A 16960-nucleotide genomic window follows, 5' to 3' on the forward strand; every position below is an offset into this window, starting at 1 on the left:
CATGGGTGCGCCGCCGGGTGCCACCGAACGCACGAGAGGATTCCTCGCCTCTCACGAGGAGTTGCGCGCTGCGGACCTGCGCCGCTGGGTGGCGGGTCTGGGCGTGAGGACCATTGCGGCGATCCAGCCCCGTGAGCGCGTGGAGGTGGCCGGCACGGTGCGCAGCGTCACCTACGCCCCGAGCGGTTCGATCGAGCCACTGCGGGCGGAGTTGTACGACGGGACCGGCAGCGTGGAGTTGCGCTGGACCGGCCGGCACGAGGTGCACGGCATCTGCCCGGGGCGCCGCCTGATTGCCTCCGGGATGGTGGCCGCTCCGGAGCCCACCGCCTCGCGCTGCGTGCTGAACAACCCGCGCTACACCCTGCTGCCCGGGGAGCACGAGCAGACCGGGGAGATCAGACGGTGACGGGTTCACAGGCTCGGCCCGGCGGGCTGGGCGCGTTGGCCGGCGGGTCCTCGCCCCTCGCGGCGCTCGGCGGCGTACGGGGCATGGCGGAGTCCATCGCGCCCGGATTCGTGTTCATCGTGGTCTACCTGACCACCAGTGAGGTGGTCCCCGCGGTGATCGCGTCGGTGGCCGTGGCGCTCGTGGCAGTGCTGGCCCGCCTGGCGCGCCGCAGCCCGCTGACCTACGCCCTGGGCGGGCTCCTGGGTGTGGCGGTCGGTGCGATCTGGGCATGGCGCTCGGGGGAGGCGTCGAACTACTACGTCTGGGGCCTGATCACCAACGCCGGTTTCCTCCTCGGTGTGCTGGTCTCGATCGCGGTCCGGTGGCCGGTGGTGGGCATCGTCGTGGCCGCGCTCGGGCTCTCGCGCCCGCACCAGGCCGATGCCGAACCACCGGTGCTGGAGACCACCTGGCGGCGCGATCCCGCGCGGATGCGGCGCTACACGTTGGCCTCCTGGCTGTGGGCGGCCGCCTTCGCGTTGCGCCTGGCGGTGCAGGTGCCGCTCTACCTGGGCGACTGGGTGGGATGGCTCGGCACGGCGCGCCTGGTGATGGGGCTGCCGATGTGGGCGCTGGTGCTGTGGTTCACGTGGCTGCTGGTCAGGAGTCCAGCAGGGCCTGCAACTGCTGCGCCGGGGAGTCCTCGTCCTGGTCCGGATCCAACCGATCGGCGATGACGAAGATCAACTGATCGTGCCCCTCCACGGCATCGTCCGCAGTCGGGGAGATCGGCACCGTGCCGCGGATGATGGTGGCCAGCACCACGTCCCGGGGCCAGGGGATCTCGCCGACCCGGCGCCCGACCAGGCCGGAGGAGGGCCCGAGGGTCACCTCGTACACGCCGGCGCCGGAGGCCTGGAGCTGGAACAACTTCACCAGGTCGCCCACGCTGACGGCCTCCTCGACGAGCGCGGTCATGATGCGCGGCGTGGAGACCGGCACGTCCACCCCCCACGTCGCGTCGAACATCCACTCGTTCTTCGGGTTGTTCACGCGCGCCACCGTGCGGGGCACCGCGTACTCGTTGCGTGCGATCAGGGAGAGCACGAGGTTGACCTTGTCGTCGCCCGTCGCCGCCACGACCACGTCGCAGGTCTCCAGGTGGGCCTCCTCCAGGGTGGACATCTCGCAGGCGTCACCCAGGAGCCACTCGGCCGTGACCACACTCGCCACGCGCATCGCCGCGGGGTTGCGGTCGATCAACGTCACCTCGTGCTTGTGTGCCAGGAGTTCCCGGGCGATCGAACGCCCCACACTGCCCGCTCCGGCGATCACGACACGCATCAGGGGTTCCCTCCGGGTGGGGTGGCCAGGACCCGCTGCACGGCGTTGGCCTGCGCGGGCGGGCACACCATGTGGGCCACGTCGTTCTCCTGCAACACGGTGTGGGGGCTCACGCCCTCACCGACACCCCACCGTGTCAGGTAGGCCACCCGCGCACCGCACGCCGACTCCAACTCCTCGATGGGGCGCCCGATCCATGCGGTGTGCAGCTCCATCTCCACCAGGGCGATCTGCCCCGAGGAGTCGGTGAACTCGGTCAGTTCCCGCGCGGGCATCAGGCGCCGCAGCATCTGGTCGGCGGTCCAGCGCACGGTGGCGACGGTGGGGATGCCCAACCGTGAGTACAGCTCGGCCCGTCCCGCGTCGTAGATCCGCGCGACCACGTTCTCGACGTTGAACCGTTCCCGCACCACGCGGGCGGCGAGGATGTTGGAGTTGTCGCCGCTGGAGACCGCGGCGAAGGCGTAGGCCTCCTCGATACCGGCCTGGGTCAGGGCGTCGCGGTCGAAGCCCATGCCGGTGACCCGGCGGCCGGAGAAGTCCGGGCTCAGGCGCCGGAAGGCATCCGCGTTGGAGTCGATGATCGCCACGGAATGGCCCTGGGACTCCAGGGTCTCCGCGAGCGTGGTGCCGACCCGGCCGGCTCCCATGATGACGACATGCACGCCCATGACGGTACACGCGCCTAGCATGGGTGACCGTGCCGGCAATTCTGGACGGGGTGAAGCGACTCCTCGTGGGCCGCCCGATGGCGAGCAACCGCCTCGGGAGCACACTGCTGCCCAAACGCATCGCGCTGCCCGTGTTCGCCTCGGATGCGCTGAGCTCCGTGGCCTACGCCCCGGACGAGATCCTGCTGACCCTCTCGATCGCCGGGCTCACCTCCTATGCGCTGTCCCCGTGGGTGGGTCTGGCGGTGGCCGTGGTGATGCTCACGGTGGTGGCCTCCTACCGTCAGACCGTGCGCGCCTACCCCTCCGGGGGCGGCGACTACGAGGTGGTCACCGCCAACCTCGGGCGCACGGCCGGGGTCGGCGTCGCGAGCGCCCTGCTGGTGGACTACACCCTGACGGTGGCCGTCTCGATCTCCACGGCCTCGCAGTACCTGGCCACCATCATCCCCGCCCTGTACGGGTACGAGGCGCCGGTGGCGATCGGCCTGATCGTGCTGCTCACCATGATGAATCTGCGCGGGGTGCGCGAATCGGGCATCACCTTCGCGATCCCGGTCTACCTCTTCATGGCCGCGCTCGGGATCCTCGCGATGGTGGGATCCTTCCAGTACCTCACGGGTGGGCTGCGTCCCGCCGAGAGCGCCGCGTTCGAGCTCGTGGCGGAGCCGGGCTTCGAGCAGGGCCTGGTGGGGATCGGCGGCGCCATGCTGGTGGCACGCGCCTTCTCCTCCGGCTGTGCCGCGCTGACCGGTGTGGAGGCCCTCAACAACGGGGTGCCCGCCTTCCAGGAACCCAAGGGTCGCAATGCCGCGACCACGCTGCTGCTGCTCGGCGCGATCTCGGTCAGCATGATCTTCGCGATCCTCTTCCTCGCGCAGGCGACCGGTGTGCACTACGCGGAGGACCCGCACGCCCAGATGAGTTTCCAGGGCCAGGCACTGCCCGCGGACTACCGCCAGGACCCGGTCATCGGGCAGATCGCGGCGACGGTGTTCCAGGACGTGCCGCCGCTGTTCTACTTCGTGACCGCGGCCACGGGGTTCATCCTCGTGCTCGCGGCGAACACCGCGTTCAACGGTTTCCCCGTGCTGGGGTCCATCCTGGCGCGGGACGGACTGCTACCGCGCCAGCTGCACACCCGCGGTGACCGGCTGGCGTTCTCCAACGGCATCCTCACCCTGGCCGTGGTGGCGATCGCGCTGGTGTGGATCTTCGATGCCCGCGTCACCCTGCTGATCCAGCTCTACATCGTCGGGGTCTTCGTGGGCTTCACCCTCAGTCAGCTCGGCATGGTGCGGCACTGGACGCGTGAGATGCGCACGCAGGTGGATCGCCGGGTGCGCTCCTCGATGGCGCGCTCGCGCGCGATCAACGCCTTCGGCTTCGCGACCACGGCCGTGGTGCTGGCGATCGTGCTGCTGACGAAGTTCACGCGGGGCGCCTGGATTGCGGTGCTGCTCATGGCCGTGGTGTTCGTCGCGATGCGCGCCATCGCCTCCCACTACGCCAGCGTGCGCGAGGAACTGACGCTGCAGGACGTCTCCGCCGCCCGAGCCCTGCCCTCACGGGTGCAGGCGATCGTGCTCGTCTCCCGGGTGCACAAGCCCACGATGCGGGCGATCTCCTACGCGCGAGCCACGCGTCCCTCCTCCCTGGAGGCCATCACCGTGGGGGTGGAGCCGGCGGAGGTGGAGCTCCTGCGCAAGGAGTGGGACGAGGCACAGATCCCCGTTCCGCTCACGGTGCTGGACTCCCCCTACCGCGAGGTCACCCGACCCGTGGTGGAGTACGTGGCGCGGCTGCGTCGCCGTTCGCCCCGCGACCTCGTGGTGGTCTACGTGCCGGAGTACGTGGTGGGCCGGTGGTGGGAGCGTGCGCTGCACAACCAGAGTGCGATGCGCCTGAAGTCCAGGCTGCAGCGGTCCCCGGGTGTGGTCGTGGCGAGTGTGCCGTGGCAGTTGGTCAGTGCACAGGAACAGGGCGAGTCCCGGTGGGATGCCCCACCGGTGACGTTGCCGGGACAAACGATCGGGGAGGACCGCGAATGAGTCGCACGCTGGGTCAGGTCAGGGTCGAGCGCCCCGCTCACGGTGGGCACGCCGTCGCCCGGCACGAGGGGCGGGTGATCTTCGTGCGGCACACCGCACCGGGCGAACTCGTCGACGTCCGGGTGGAGGAGGACGCGCCGGACGCACGCTTCTGGCGAGGCGAGGCGGTCGTGGTGCACGAGCCCTCGCCCGACCGTGTCGCGCACGTCTGGCCGGCGGCCGGTCCGGGTGGCGTGGGCGGCGCGGAACTGGGACACCTGCGCCTGGCGGCGCAGCGCGCGTGGAAGCGCGAGGTGCTCATCGAGACCCTCACCCGGGTGGGTCACCTGGAGGCCCCCGACCTCGAGGTGCGGGCGGCGCCGGGGGATGAGGACCGTGGCGGACTGGGCACGCGCACCCGGATCACGATGGTGGCCGACGCCGAGGGACGCCCGGCGATGCACCGTGCGCGCTCCCACGAGCTGGTGCCGATCGGCGAGATGCCGCTGGCGGTGCCCGCGCTGGCGGACCTGGCGGTGTGGGACTCCCGGGTGCGGGCCGGTACCCGTCTCGACCTGGTGGCACCCTCGGAGCCGTCCGCGGGCGCGTTCGTGCTGGCCGACGGTGAGCGGAAGGGTGGCAAGGGGCGCTGGGTCACCGAGCAGGTCACGGTGACCGGTCCGGACGGCCTGCCGCGCACCTACCGCTACCGGGTGGCCGCGGACGGGTTCTGGCAGACCCACCGCGAGGCTCCCGGCGTGATCGCCGAGACCGTGCTGCAGGCCGCCGACCTGCAGGAGGGGGAGCGGGTGTGGGAGCTGTACTCCGGCGCGGGTCTGCTCACGCTCCCGCTCGCGGACGCCGTGGGCCCCCGCGGTCGGATCGACGCCGTGGAGGGGGATGCCTCGGGTTCGCGGGCCGCGCGCCGCAACGCCCGTGAGCACCCCTGGATCCGGCTGCACGCCGGGGACGTGCGCACTGTGGTCGGCGAGCTGTCCACCCACGCGCAGGAGCGCCCCGACGTGGTGGTCCTGGACCCGCCCCGTGCGGGTGCGCGGCGCGAGGTGATGGCGGCGATCACCGCGGCCACGCCCCGGCGCATCGTCTACGTCGCCTGCGACCCCGCGAGCCTTGCGCGCGACGCGGCGATCGCCGTCGAGCACGGGTACACCCTGACCTCGGTGCAGGGCCTGGACCTCTTCCCGCACACCCACCACGTCGAAGCGGTCGCCGTCCTGGACCGCGAGGGATGAGCAGGTGGTGCCCGGCGCTCGGCGGTGGGATGCTGGGGGAGTCCCGCGAGCCGCGTGCGTTCGAGGGTCCACCTGCGATATCTTGACGTCAAGATAAATTGCCTCGACTGAAGGAGAGCCCGTGAGCACACCGAACAGCTTCAACGCCAAAGGAACGCTCGAGGTCGACGGCGCCTCGTACGAGATCTTCCGGCTCGCCGCTGTCGAGGGTGCCGCCAAGCTCCCGTTCAGCCTGAAGGTGCTCACGGAGAACCTGCTGCGCACCGAGGACGGCGCGAACATCACCGCGGATCACATCCGCGCCATCGCCTCCTGGGACCCGGACGCGCAGCCCGACACCGAGATCCAGTTCACCCCCGGCCGCGTGGTCATGCAGGACTTCACCGGCGTGCCGTGTGTGGTCGACCTCGCCACGATGCGTGAGGCCGTGGCCGACCTGGGCGGCGACCCGACCAAGATCAACCCCTTGGCACCCGCCGAACTGGTCATCGACCACTCGGTGCAGATCGACATCGCCGGCCGTCGCGACGCCTTCGCGCGCAACGTGGAGTTCGAGTACGAGCGCAACCACGAGCGCTACCAGTTCCTGCGCTGGGGTCAGACCGCCTTCGACGACTTCAAGGTGGTCCCCCCGGGCACCGGGATCGTGCACCAGGTCAACATCGAGTACCTCGCGCAGGTCGTCATGACCCGCGAGGTCGAGGTCGACGGCGAGCGGGTGCTGCGCGCCTACCCGGACACCTGCGTGGGCACCGACTCCCACACCACGATGGTCAACGGCCTGGGTGTGCTGGGCTGGGGCGTGGGCGGCATCGAGGCGGAGGCCGCGATGCTCGGTCAGCCCGTCTCCATGCTCATCCCGCGGGTGGTGGGCTTCAAGCTCTCCGGCTCGATCCCCGCCGGTGTGACGGCCACGGACGTGGTGCTGACGATCACCGAGATGCTGCGCGGCCACGGCGTGGTGGGCAAGTTCGTGGAGTTCTACGGCGAGGGCGTGGCGCAGGTGCCGCTCGCCAACCGCGCCACCATCGGCAACATGAGCCCCGAGTTCGGCTCCACCGCCGCGATCTTCCCGATCGACCAAGTGACGCTGGACTACCTGCGCCTGACCGGCCGCAGCGATCAGCAGATGGCGCTGGTGGAGGCCTACGCCAAGGAGCAGGGGATGTGGCTCGACCCGAGCGACCCCGGCTACATCGAGCCCGTCTACTCCGAGTACCTCGAGCTCGACCTGTCCACGGTGGTCCCCTCCATCGCGGGGCCGAAGCGCCCGCAGGACCGCATCGAGCTCTCGCACGCCAAGACGCAGTTCGCCCGCGACCTGACCGTGTACGCCCCGGAGATCATGAACATGATCGACGAGTCGGAGCGGGAGTCCTTCCCCGCCTCGGACTCCCCGGCGATCGGCAAGGCCGTGATGCCGCGCTTCCCGGTGACCGACTCCAACGGCAAGGAGTTCGAGCTCTTCCACGGCGCCGTGGCGATCGCCTCGATCACCTCCTGCACCAACACCTCCAACCCCTCCGTGATGCTCGCCGCCGCGCTGCTGGCCAAGAACGCCGTGGAGAAGGGGCTGACGTCCAAGCCGTGGGTGAAGACCTCGATGGCGCCCGGCTCCCAGGTGGTGACCGACTACTACGAGAAGGCCGGCATGTGGCCCTACCTGGAGAAGCTCGGCTTCCACCTGGTCGGGTACGGCTGCACCACCTGCATCGGCAACTCCGGACCACTGGACCCGAAGGTCTCCGAGGTCGTGAACGACAAGGACCTGGCGGTGGTCTCGGTGCTGTCCGGGAACCGCAACTTCGAGGGTCGCATCAACCCCGACGTGAAGATGAACTACCTCGCCTCGCCGCCGCTGGTGATCGCCTACGCGCTGGCCGGGACGATGGACTTCGACTTCGACCGCGAGCCGCTGGGCCGTACCGAGGACGGTGCGCCGATCTTCCTGCGCGACCTGTGGCCCACGCCGGAGGAGGTGCAGGCCACGATCGACGCCTCCATCAGCCGCGAGATGTTCACCAAGGACTATGCCGACGTGTTCACCGGCGACGAGCGCTGGCGCGGTCTGGACACCCCCGAGGGCGACACCTTCTCCTGGGACGGTGAGTCCACCTACGTGCGCAAGCCCCCGTACTTCGACGGGATGGGGCACACGCCCGAGCCCGTCACGGACATCTCCGGGGCCCGCGTCCTGGCCAAGTTGGGCGACTCGGTCACCACCGACCACATCAGCCCCGCCGGCGCCATCAAGGTGGACTCCCCGGCCGGGAAGTACCTCGCCGAGCACGGCGTGGCGCGCAAGGACTTCAACTCCTACGGCTCCCGCCGCGGCAACCACGAGGTGATGATCCGCGGCACGTTCGCGAACATCCGGCTGCGCAACCAGCTGCTCGCCGACCGCAACGAGGGCAAGGGCGTGGAGGGCGGCTTCACGGTCAACCACCTGACCGGTGAGGACACCTCGATCTACGACGCCTCCGTGGCCTACGCCGAGGCCGGTGTGCCGCTCGTGGTGCTCGGTGGCAAGGAGTACGGATCCGGCTCCTCGCGCGACTGGGCCGCCAAGGGCACCGCCCTGCTGGGGGTGCGGGCCGTCATCACCGAGAGCTTCGAGCGCATTCACCGCTCCAACCTCATCGGGATGGGCGTGCTGCCGCTGCAGTTCCCGGCGGGGGAGTCCGCGGACTCCCTCGGCCTGGACGGCACGGAGACGTTCGACATCGCCGGGGTCACCGCGCTGAACGAGGGCACCACGCCCGCCACGGTGGCCGTCACGGCCACGAAGGCGGACGGCACGGTGGTCTCCTTCGACGCCGTGGTGCGCATCGACACGCCCGGTGAGGCGGACTACTACCGCAACGGCGGCATCCTGCAGTACGTGCTGCGCTCGCTCGTCGCCTGAGTGGTGCTCACCCCGTAACACCTCGCGCGAGTGCCCCGCCGGCCGGACCGGCGGGGCACTCGCCATGTCCGGGGTCTTCTCGCCACGTGCGGGGTCTCCTCAGGTCCCGGCCGTCCTCACCCCGGGGCGTCGGTGCGCAGGGAGTCCAGCGCCGCATCGGCCCAGCCGCGATTGGTGGGGTCGTCCGGCGCCTGCTCCACCACGGCGCAGGCCATCGCCAGCGCCCACGCGGCGGCGCGCTCCCATCGGCCCTCCCGGTGCCGGGGCACGAGGTCGTCGTAGCGCCGGCGGAAGGCGGCCCTGCCGCTCGGTCCGAAGTGCAGCCACGCCGCGGCGAGGTCGCACGCGGGGTCCCCGGCGCTGAGGTCACCGAAGTCCACGAGGGCAGCGAGCTCGCCCGCCTCGCCGAGCAGCACATTGCCGGGGTGCGGGTCGCCGTGCACCCAGCGCGGCACCCCGTCGTGCCGTGGCGCACCCACGCCGGCGTCCAGGATCGGCACTGCCCAGTCGGCACCGATCCGCTCGATCCGCTCCCTGATGGACGCGGCGCGCCCGGCCAGGGGCACCGCCCGCACGGGGTTGTGCGGCGCATCCGCCGGGGCCGGCCGGTGCAGGGCGGCGAGCACGGCGGCCAGGTCCCGGGCCCAGGGCTCCTCGTCGTCGCCCGTCCCGACCCGCGTACCGCCGCTCATCAGGGTGGCCGCCGGGACGCCCGGCAGCCACGGCACCACGCTCCACGGATACGGGTACCCGGCCTGCGCCACCCCGCGCACGAGGGGCGTGGGGACCCGCACGGGGAGCGCGGGGGCGAGTGCGGGCAGCCAGCGCTGCTCCACGAGCACGAGTTCCGCGGCCACGGCGCGTCGCGGCAGCCGCATCGCGAGGTCGGCCCCGAGGCGGATCATGACGTTGTCCCAGCCCTGCGCGGCCACGTGTCGGGGGAGCGGGAGCAGCGCGGGTGCCTGCGCCGCCAGGAGGTCCGCGGCGAGCGCATCGGTCACGACGACGTCCCCGGGTGGCGCCCCGCGGGGTGGCGGCGACGGGTGCTGCGTCGTCATGGGGTCCAGTCTGTCGGAATCCGTCGGGTGCTGTCGGGTGCTCTCGGGGGGTGGATCGCGACAATTCCGTTCCTCGATGTCGGTGCCCTGCTCTACCCTGCTCCCGAGGAGCACGATCACCGACGGAGGGGAGCGGCCCATGACACTTGCCGTCCAGACCCGGGGTCTGACGAAGGTCTACGGGAAGATGCGGGCGGTCGACGGCGTCGACCTCGCGATCGAGCAGGGCGGGGTGTACGGCTTCCTCGGTCCGAACGGTGCCGGGAAGACGACGACGATCCGGATGTTGGCCACGCTCGTGGCCCCGGACGGGGGCGAGGCGCGGGTGCTCGGTCACGACGTGGTCCGGGAGGCCGATGCGGTGCGCAGCGCGGTGGGCATGACCGGGCAGTTCGCCTCCGTGGACGAGGACCTCACGGGCGCGGAGAACCTCATCCTGTTGGCGCGGTTGTACGGCTATCGACCGCGGGCGGCGCGGGAACGCGCGGAGGAACTGCTCGCGGCGTTCGGCCTGGCCGAGGCCGCCGCGAAGCAGGCCAAGAATTACTCCGGCGGGATGCGCCGCCGCCTGGACATCGCGGCCTCCATCGTCGTCACGCCGCAGTTGCTGTTCCTGGACGAGCCCACCACCGGGCTGGATCCCCGCAGCCGCAACGAGGTCTGGGAGATCATCCGGGCCCTGGTGCGCTACGGCACCACCGTCATGCTCACCACCCAGTACCTGGAGGAGGCCGATCAACTCGCGGACCGGATCGGCGTGATCGATTCCGGCCGGGTGATCGCGGAGGGTTCCTCGAGCCAACTGAAGGCCTCCGTGGGCGCGGGATCGCTGCACGTGCGCGTGATGCACCCCTCCGAGCGGGCGGCTGCCCGGGATCTGCTCACCCGGGCGCTGGGGGTGGAGGTGGTGGAGTCCGGTGACCCGCAGGCCTTGACGGTCACGCTGGAGGACACCTCTCGCGTGGCCCGTGCCCTGACGAGCCTGGAGGAGAGCGGCATCGTGTTGGCGCAGTACTCGCTCGGGCAACCGAGTCTGGACGAGGTGTTCCTCGCGCTCACCGGTCACGCGACGCAGACCGGCGGCGAGGAGGAGGCGGCGTGAGCGCCCCCACCGCCACCACGCAGCCGGAGCAGGAGGCCCCGGTGACGATCGCCCACGCGCTGGCCTCCGGCGCCCGCCCCACCCGCCCGAGCGCGCTGTCCGCCTCCCTCACGTTCGGCTGGCGCGCCATGCTGAAGATCAAGCACGTCCCGGAGCAGCTGTTCGACGTCACCGTGTTCCCGATCATGATGACGCTGCTGTTCACCTACCTCTTCGGGGGTGCGCTCGCGGGGTCGACCGGTGGGTACGTGCAGTTCCTGCTCCCGGGCATCCTGGTGCAGTCGCTGATCATGATCACGATGTACACCGGGCACACCCTGCGCACCGATATCGGCAAGGGGGTCTTCGACCGGTTCCGCTCGCTGCCGGTGTGGCGTCCGGCGCCGCTGGTGGGCATGCTGCTGGGCGATGCGGTGCGGTTCACCATCGCCGCCGTCATCACCTCCCTGGTCGGGCTCGCGATCGGGTGGCGCCCGCAGGGCGGGGTGGTCGGAGTCGTGCTGGGCGTCGCGCTGATCCTCGTCTTCGCGTTCTCCCTGGGCTGGATCTGGACCTTCCTCAGCCTCATCCTGCGCACACCCGGATCGATCATGGGGGTGGCGATGTTGATCATCACCCCGCTGACGTTCGGCTCGAACATCTTCGTGGACCCCGCCACGATGCCGGGGTGGCTGCAGGCGTGGGTGGGGGTGAACCCCGTGGCGCACCTGGTCACGGCGGTGCGCGACCTCATGGCGGGCGCCGCGCCCGGCCCGGAGCTCGTGTGGACCCTGGGGTGGTCGGCCGCTCTGATCGCCGTCTTCGGCACCCTGACGATGTGGCGCTACCGCGATCCGCGGTAGGAGGCGGGTGGGGAGGAACCGGGCGGCACCGACGTGCCGGGTGTGCCCGGTCCGAACCCGGGAGCGTTGATCTCCCGGTCGCGGTCCCACGGCCCGGCCCACCCGAGGGCCTCCAGCAGGGCGTCCAGCACGTGTGCCGTGAACCCCCACACCACGTGGCCGGAGTCCACCGCGAACGCCGGACCGCGGTAGCGCCGCCCGGGCCGCTCGATCTTCACCGTTCCGCGCACCCGGGGGTCCACGAGGTGGCGCACGGGCACGCGGAACGCCTCGGCGGTCTCCACGCCGTCCGCCACCAGGGGGCTGGGGCGGCGCCACCACGCCACGACCGGTACGACCGCGTTCCCGGAGGCCAGCACGGGGACGGCGCTCAGGGCACCGAGGATCTCCACGCCCCGGGGGTCCAGGCCGGTCTCCTCCACGGCCTCGCGCAGCGCGGCGTCCTCGATGGCCTCACCCTCCTCGATGCCGCCTCCGGGGAAGGCGACCTGGCCGGGGTGGTGGCGCAGGGCGTCGGAGCGGCGGGTCAGGAGGACGTCCACATCCGCCTGCGCGGCGGCACCGACGTGATCGGACTCCTCCAGCGGGCCGAACAGCAGCAGCACCGCCGAGCGCCGCAGGGCGGTCCCGCTCGGAACCTCCCCGAGATCGGTGTGCCACGCGCGAGGCTGGTCCACCAGAGCACGCAGGGCGCGCCGCGCCTCCTCGGGAGCCGGGACGGTCATTCCACTCTCCGTCCGCGCAGACGTAGGCGCCACTCCCGCGCCTCCGGCAGTCGCCATCCGCGCCGGTAGGAGATCAGGCACAGCCCGCCGCCGATCACTGCGGCGAGCAGCACGGTCACGCTCTCATAGCCCTCGGGTGCGAGGGCATCGGCCAGGACCACGACGGCGGCCGCCGCTGTGGCACTCGTGGCGTACAGGGTGTTGCCGCCGAACACGATCGGTGTGCGTTGCAGCAGCAGGTCGCGCACCATGCCACCACCCACGGCGGTGATGGTGCCCAGGAGGATCGCGGGCAGCGGGTGCAGCCCGGCCAGGACCGCCTTCTGGGCTCCCACCGCGCCCCAGGTACCCAGCGCCACGGCGTCGATGATCCGGATCCCGCCGCGCCACCAGCGCGCCTCGACCCGGATCAGGTAGAACACCACGGCGGTGCCCAGGGCCACGCTGAGGTAGGCCGGGTCCGTCAGGGCCACGGGCGGTCCCTGCTGCAGCAGTGTGTCGCGGATCATCCCGCCGCCGAGTCCGGCCGCCACCCCGAGCACGAGGAAGGCGACCAGGTCGAAGCGGCGCTCCCGGGCCAGGACGGAGGCGAGGAAGGCGTTGGCCGCGACACCGAGCAGGTCCAGCACCCGGACCACCTCCCCGCTCGCCGCGGGCACGTCCACACCCTCGGCGATCACCCAGCCCACGGTGTGGAGCGCCTCGGGCAGGGAGCTCACCAGCCGGCGGGCAGTGGCCTGCCCTCCTCATAGCCCGCGGCGGACTGCACACCGACCACGGCACGGGCATGGAACTCCGCGAGGCTGGAGGCCCCGGCGTAGGTGCAGGCGGAGCGCAGGCCGGAGGTGATGGAGTCCAGCAGGTCCTCCACGCCGGGTCGTTGTGGGTCGAGGTACATCCGGGAGGCGGAGATGCCCTCCTCGTACAGCGCCTTGCGGGCGCGCTGGAACGCGGAGTCCGCCCTCGTGCGGGCCTTCACGGCCCGTGCGGAGGCCATCCCGAAGCTCTCCTTGTAGGCCCGGCCGTCGCCGTCGGTGCGCAGGTCCCCGGGGGACTCGTGGGTGCCCGCGAACCAGGACCCCACCATCACCTGGGAGGCGCCGGCCGCCAGGGCGAGGGCGACGTCGCGCGGGTGGCGCACCCCGCCGTCGGCCCAGACGTGGGCGCCGAGCTCGCGGGCGCGGGCCGCGCACTCCAGGACCGCGGAGAACTGGGGGCGCCCCACGCCGGTCATCATGCGGGTGGTGCACATCGCGCCGGGGCCCACGCCCACCTTGACGATGGAGGCGCCGGCGCCCACCAGGTCCTCCACGCCCTGGGCGGTGACCACGTTGCCGGCGACGACCACGGCATCGGAGGAGACCGCGCGCACTGCGGCCAGCGCCTGCAGCATCTTCTCCTGGTGGCCGTGGGCGGTATCGACCACCAGGACGTCCACCCCGGCGTCCAGCAGCGCCTCGGCGTTCGCGGCCACGTCCCCGTTGATCCCGACGGCCGCGGCGGTGCGCAGCGCGCCCTGCGCGGTCAGCGCGGGCCGGTAGATGGAGGAACGCAGCGCGCCCAACTGGGTCAGCACGCCCAGCAGGGTGCCGTCCGCCCGGACCACGGGCGCCACCTTGCGGCGGGCGTGGTGCAGTTCCTCGAAGGCGCGCACCACCGCGTCCTCCTGCTCCAGGGTGGCCTCGGGGATCGTGGTGGGGGTCGCGGCCATTACCTCACCGACCTGGGTGAACTGGTCCACGCCCTGGCAGTCCACCGGCGTCACCACGCCCACGGGGCGTTCGTCCTGCAGCACCACGGCCATCCCGTGGGAACGCTTGGTCATCAGCGCGAGCGCATCGTGCACGGTGTGGCGCGGGGTGACGTGCACGGCGGTCTCGACCACCGGGTGGCGGCCCTTGAGCCAGGCCACCTGTTCGGCGACGATCTCGGTCGGGACGTCCTGCGGGATCACGGCCAGCGCTCCGCGGCGGGCGAGGGTCTCCGACATCCGCCGGCCGGTGACCGCGGTCATGTTCGCCGCGACGATCGGCAGGGTGGCGCCCGTGCCGTCCTGGGGGGTGAGGTCGACGTCGAACCGGCTCGTGACCTCCGATCGCGAGGGGACGAGGAAGACGTCGCCGTAGGTGAGGTCGGTCGAGGGTTCCTGACCCGGGAGAAAGCGCATGCCCTCAGCGTAGGTCAGGGTGCCGTGGTGGCCCATATCACATAGCGTGAGGGGGGTCACAGGGTCCTCGGGACCAGGGTCCCGCGCGGTGGAGATCATCGCTGCGTAACGTCTTGGTCAAGAACCAGCACCTCGGTCCAGCCACAAGCAGGAGGAAGCCATGAGCATCGCCACACCCCCGGTCGAAGAGTCGCAGAGCGCCGACGCGTGGTCCGGTTTCGCCACCGGTCCCTGGACGGAGTCGGTGGACGTGCGCGACTTCGTCCAGCGCAACTACACCCCCTACACCGGTGACGCGGCCTTCCTCGCGGGCCCGACCGAGAAGACCCTGCGCACCTGGGACACCCTGGAGAAGGACTACCTCTCGGTGGAGCGCGCCAACCGCGTCTACGACGTGGACACCCACACGCCCGCGGACGTGGACGCCTTCCCGGCCGGGTACATCAGCGCCGACGACGACGTCGTGGTCGGCCTGCAGACCGACGTCCCCCTCAAGCGCGCCATGATGCCGTTCGGCGGCTGGCGGATGGTGGAGACCGCGATCCGCGAGGCCGGTAAGGAGCCCGAGGAGCAGGTCAAGGAGATCTTCACCAAGTACCGCAAGACCCACAACGAGGGCGTCTTCGACGTCTACACGCCGCGGATCCGCGCCGCCCGCTCGGCCCACATCGTCACCGGGCTCCCGGACGCCTACGGCCGTGGCCGGATCATCGGCGACTACCGCCGCGTGGCGCTGTACGGTGTGGACTTCCTCATCGAGCAGAAGCTCAAGGAGAAGGACTCCGACGTCGACGCCCCGTTCTCCGAGGCGTGGGCGCGCCGTCGCGAGGAGCACTCCGAGCAGATCAAGGCGCTGAAGAAGCTGAAGAACCTCGGCACCATCTATGGGTTCGACCTCTCCCGCCCGGCCGCGAACGCGAAGGAGGCGGTGCAGTGGACCTACTTCGGCTACCTCGCCTCGGTGAAGAGCCAGGACGGCGCCGCGATGAGCATCGGCCGCCTCTCGCCCTTCTTCGACATCTACTTCGAGCGTGACCTCGCCGCCGGCACCCTGACCGAGGACGAGGCCCAGGAGATCATCGACGCCCTGGTGATCAAGCTGCGCATCGTGCGCTTCCTGCGCACCATCGACTACGACCAGATCTTCTCCGGTGACCCGTACTGGGCCACCTGGTCCGACGCCGGCATGAGCGAGGACGGCCGCACCCAGGTCACCAAGACCTCCTTCCGGTTGCTGCAGACCCTGCGCAACCTCGGGCCCGCCCCGGAGCCGAACATCACGATCTTCTGGAGCGACGAGCTCCCCGAGGGCTACAAGGACTTCTGCGCCGCCATCTCCATCGAGACCTCGGCCCTGCAGTACGAGTCCGACAACGAGATCCGTGGCCACTGGGGCGACGACGCCGCGATCGCCTGCTGCGTCTCGCCGATGCGGGTGGGCAAGCAGATGCAGTTCTTCGGGGCCCGCGTGAACGCCGCGAAGTCGCTGCTGTACGCCATCAACGGCGGCCGGGACGAGATGACCGGGAAGCAGATCGTCACGGGCTACGAGCCGATCACCGCAGACGGTCCGCTGGTCTTCGAGGAGGTCTGGGACAAGTACGACGCGATGCTGGACTGGGTGACCGCCACCTACGTGGAGGCGCTCAACATCATCCACTACAGCCACGACAAGTACGCGTACGAGTCCATCGAGATGGCCCTGCACGACGACGAGGTGCTGCGCACCCTCGGATGCGGGATCGCGGGCCTGTCGATCGTGGCGGACAGCCTCTCGGCCATCAAGTACGCCACGGTCACCCCGGTGCGCGACGAGACCGGTCTGGTGGTCGACTACATCACCGAGGGTGAGTTCCCGATCTACGGCAACGACGACGACCGCGCCGACGAGCTCGCCCAGCTCGTGGTGAAGACGGTGATGGACAAGATCCGTGCGCTGCCCACCTACCGGGACGCCGTGCCGACGCAGTCGGTGCTGACGATCACCTCCAACGTGGTCTACGGCAAGGCGACCGGCAACTTCCCCTCGGGGCACCGCAAGGGGGAGCCGTTCTCCCCGGGTGCCAACCCGGAGAACGGGATGGACACGCACGGGATGATCGCCTCGATGATGAGCGTCGGGAAGTTGAACTACGACGACGCCCTGGACGGCATCTCGCTGACGAACACCATCACCCCCTCCGCCCTGGGCCGGGTGAAGGACGAGCAGGTCACCAACCTGGTCGGCATCCTGGACGCCGGCATGGGTGAGGGTCTGTTCCACGCGAACATCAACGTGCTGAACAAGGACACCCTCGTGGACGCGATGGAGAACCCGGAGAAGTACCCGCAGCTGACCGTGCGGGTCTCGGGCTACGCGGTGAACTTCGTCAAGCTCACCCGGGAGCAGCAGCGGGACGTGCTCAACCGCACGTTCCACGAGTCCGTCTGACGCGCAGCGTCACCGATCGTGCGCCGGGTGGGAGGTCCTCC

14 protein-coding genes are annotated in these 16960 nt (G+C 70.9%); 8 read left to right on the forward strand and 6 right to left on the reverse strand.

The annotated features are described in order from the left end of the window. The first annotated feature begins 1 nt into the window (after nucleotide 1). Together ATL40_RS05445 and ATL40_RS05450 are read left to right on the forward strand one after the other, a co-directional pair. Entirely contained in the window at nucleotides 2-409 is a 408-nt protein-coding gene (locus ATL40_RS05445) for an OB-fold nucleic acid binding domain-containing protein (RefSeq protein WP_098468653.1), read from the forward strand. Then, entirely contained in the window at nucleotides 406-1128 is a 723-nt protein-coding gene (locus ATL40_RS05450; RefSeq protein ID WP_245866782.1) for a DUF3159 domain-containing protein, read from the forward strand. Before ATL40_RS05445 ends, ATL40_RS05450 begins: the two co-directional genes overlap by 4 nt. Here ATL40_RS05450 and ATL40_RS05455 read toward each other — a convergent pair. Both ATL40_RS05455 and ATL40_RS05460 read right to left on the reverse strand, forming a co-directional pair. Beyond that, complete coding sequence (locus tag ATL40_RS05455) at nucleotides 1052-1735, reverse strand: potassium channel family protein (RefSeq protein ID WP_098468654.1); 684 nt, start codon at nucleotides 1733-1735, stop codon at nucleotides 1052-1054. The two genes, ATL40_RS05450 and ATL40_RS05455, sit on opposite strands and share 77 nt — an antisense overlap. Next, nucleotides 1735-2385 (reverse strand): potassium channel family protein, encoded by a 651-nt coding sequence (locus ATL40_RS05460; RefSeq protein WP_211283154.1) that lies wholly within the window; start codon nucleotides 2383-2385, stop codon nucleotides 1735-1737. The genes ATL40_RS05455 and ATL40_RS05460 overlap by 1 nt, the downstream gene beginning before the upstream one ends. 50 nt (nucleotides 2386-2435) lie before the next feature. On the opposite strand from ATL40_RS05460, the gene ATL40_RS05465 reads away from it, so the two are divergent. The 3 genes from ATL40_RS05465 to acnA all read left to right on the forward strand — a co-directional run bounded on the left by ATL40_RS05465 (nucleotide 2436) and on the right by acnA (nucleotide 8594). Next, a complete protein-coding gene (locus tag ATL40_RS05465; protein WP_425443360.1) occupies nucleotides 2436-4457 on the forward strand; it encodes an APC family permease in 2022 nt (673 codons plus the stop codon). Continuing rightward, complete coding sequence (locus ATL40_RS05470; RefSeq protein ID WP_098468655.1) at nucleotides 4454-5689, forward strand: class I SAM-dependent RNA methyltransferase; 1236 nt, start codon at nucleotides 4454-4456, stop codon at nucleotides 5687-5689. The genes ATL40_RS05465 and ATL40_RS05470 overlap by 4 nt, the downstream gene beginning before the upstream one ends. Nucleotides 5690-5810: 121 nt before the next feature. Beyond that, nucleotides 5811-8594 carry an aconitate hydratase AcnA gene (acnA, locus tag ATL40_RS05475; RefSeq protein ID WP_098468656.1) on the forward strand — a complete coding sequence of 928 codons (2784 nt, stop codon included), beginning with the start codon at nucleotides 5811-5813 and terminating at the stop codon, nucleotides 8592-8594. Between the two features lie 116 nt (nucleotides 8595-8710). Here the strand turns inward: acnA and ATL40_RS05480 are convergent, their stop codons facing one another. Further along, entirely contained in the window at nucleotides 8711-9652 is a 942-nt protein-coding gene (locus tag ATL40_RS05480; RefSeq protein ID WP_098468657.1) for an aminoglycoside phosphotransferase family protein, read from the reverse strand. Between the two features lie 139 nt (nucleotides 9653-9791). Between ATL40_RS05480 and ATL40_RS05485 the strand changes: the two genes are divergently transcribed. Continuing rightward, nucleotides 9792-10754, forward strand: coding sequence for an ATP-binding cassette domain-containing protein (locus tag ATL40_RS05485; RefSeq protein ID WP_211283068.1), 963 nt, complete (start codon nucleotides 9792-9794; stop codon nucleotides 10752-10754). Then, nucleotides 10751-11596: an ABC transporter permease gene (locus ATL40_RS05490; RefSeq protein ID WP_098468659.1), complete on the forward strand. Its 846-nt coding sequence runs from the start codon at nucleotides 10751-10753 to the stop codon at nucleotides 11594-11596. Before ATL40_RS05485 ends, ATL40_RS05490 begins: the two co-directional genes overlap by 4 nt. Here the strand turns inward: ATL40_RS05490 and ATL40_RS05495 are convergent. The 3 genes from ATL40_RS05495 to ATL40_RS05505 are packed head-to-tail and all read right to left on the reverse strand — an operon-like array spanning nucleotide 11578 to nucleotide 14488. After that, a complete protein-coding gene (locus ATL40_RS05495) occupies nucleotides 11578-12321 on the reverse strand; it encodes an NUDIX hydrolase (RefSeq protein WP_098468660.1) in 744 nt (247 codons plus the stop codon). The two genes, ATL40_RS05490 and ATL40_RS05495, sit on opposite strands and share 19 nt — an antisense overlap. Continuing rightward, entirely contained in the window at nucleotides 12318-13040 is a 723-nt protein-coding gene (locus ATL40_RS05500) for a trimeric intracellular cation channel family protein (protein ID WP_245866784.1), read from the reverse strand. Before ATL40_RS05500 ends, ATL40_RS05495 begins: the two co-directional genes overlap by 4 nt. Continuing rightward, a complete protein-coding gene (locus ATL40_RS05505; protein WP_098470310.1) occupies nucleotides 13037-14488 on the reverse strand; it encodes a GuaB1 family IMP dehydrogenase-related protein in 1452 nt (483 codons plus the stop codon). Before ATL40_RS05505 ends, ATL40_RS05500 begins: the two co-directional genes overlap by 4 nt. Before the next feature lie 160 nt (nucleotides 14489-14648). Between ATL40_RS05505 and pflB the strand changes: the two genes are divergently transcribed. Then, nucleotides 14649-16919 carry a formate C-acetyltransferase gene (gene pflB / locus ATL40_RS05510; protein ID WP_098468661.1) on the forward strand — a complete coding sequence of 757 codons (2271 nt, stop codon included), beginning with the start codon at nucleotides 14649-14651 and terminating at the stop codon, nucleotides 16917-16919. Nucleotides 16920-16960: the final 41 nt, after the last annotated feature.

It is taken from the genome of Serinibacter salmoneus, from assembly GCF_002563925.1.
GTDB lineage: Bacteria > Actinomycetota > Actinomycetes > Actinomycetales > Beutenbergiaceae > Serinibacter > Serinibacter salmoneus.

Coding starts and splice junctions, on each gene's coding strand:
- ATL40_RS05445 (WP_098468653.1), top strand. CDS start 2: ATGGGTGCGCCGCCGGGTGCCACCGAACGCACGAGAGGATTCCTCGCC.
- ATL40_RS05455 (WP_098468654.1), bottom strand. CDS start 1,735: ATGCGTGTCGTGATCGCCGGAGCGGGCAGTGTGGGGCGTTCGATCGCC.
- ATL40_RS05460 (WP_211283154.1), bottom strand. CDS start 2,385: ATGGGAGCCGGCCGGGTCGGCACCACGCTCGCGGAGACCCTGGAGTCC.
- ATL40_RS05470 (WP_098468655.1), top strand. CDS start 4,454: ATGAGTCGCACGCTGGGTCAGGTCAGGGTCGAGCGCCCCGCTCACGGT.
- ATL40_RS05480 (WP_098468657.1), bottom strand. CDS start 9,652: ATGACGACGCAGCACCCGTCGCCGCCACCCCGCGGGGCGCCACCCGGG.
- ATL40_RS05485 (WP_211283068.1), top strand. CDS start 9,792: ATGACACTTGCCGTCCAGACCCGGGGTCTGACGAAGGTCTACGGGAAG.
- ATL40_RS05495 (WP_098468660.1), bottom strand. CDS start 12,321: ATGACCGTCCCGGCTCCCGAGGAGGCGCGGCGCGCCCTGCGTGCTCTG.
- ATL40_RS05505 (WP_098470310.1), bottom strand. CDS start 14,488: ATGCGCTTTCTCCCGGGTCAGGAACCCTCGACCGACCTCACCTACGGC.
- pflB (WP_098468661.1), top strand. CDS start 14,649: ATGAGCATCGCCACACCCCCGGTCGAAGAGTCGCAGAGCGCCGACGCG.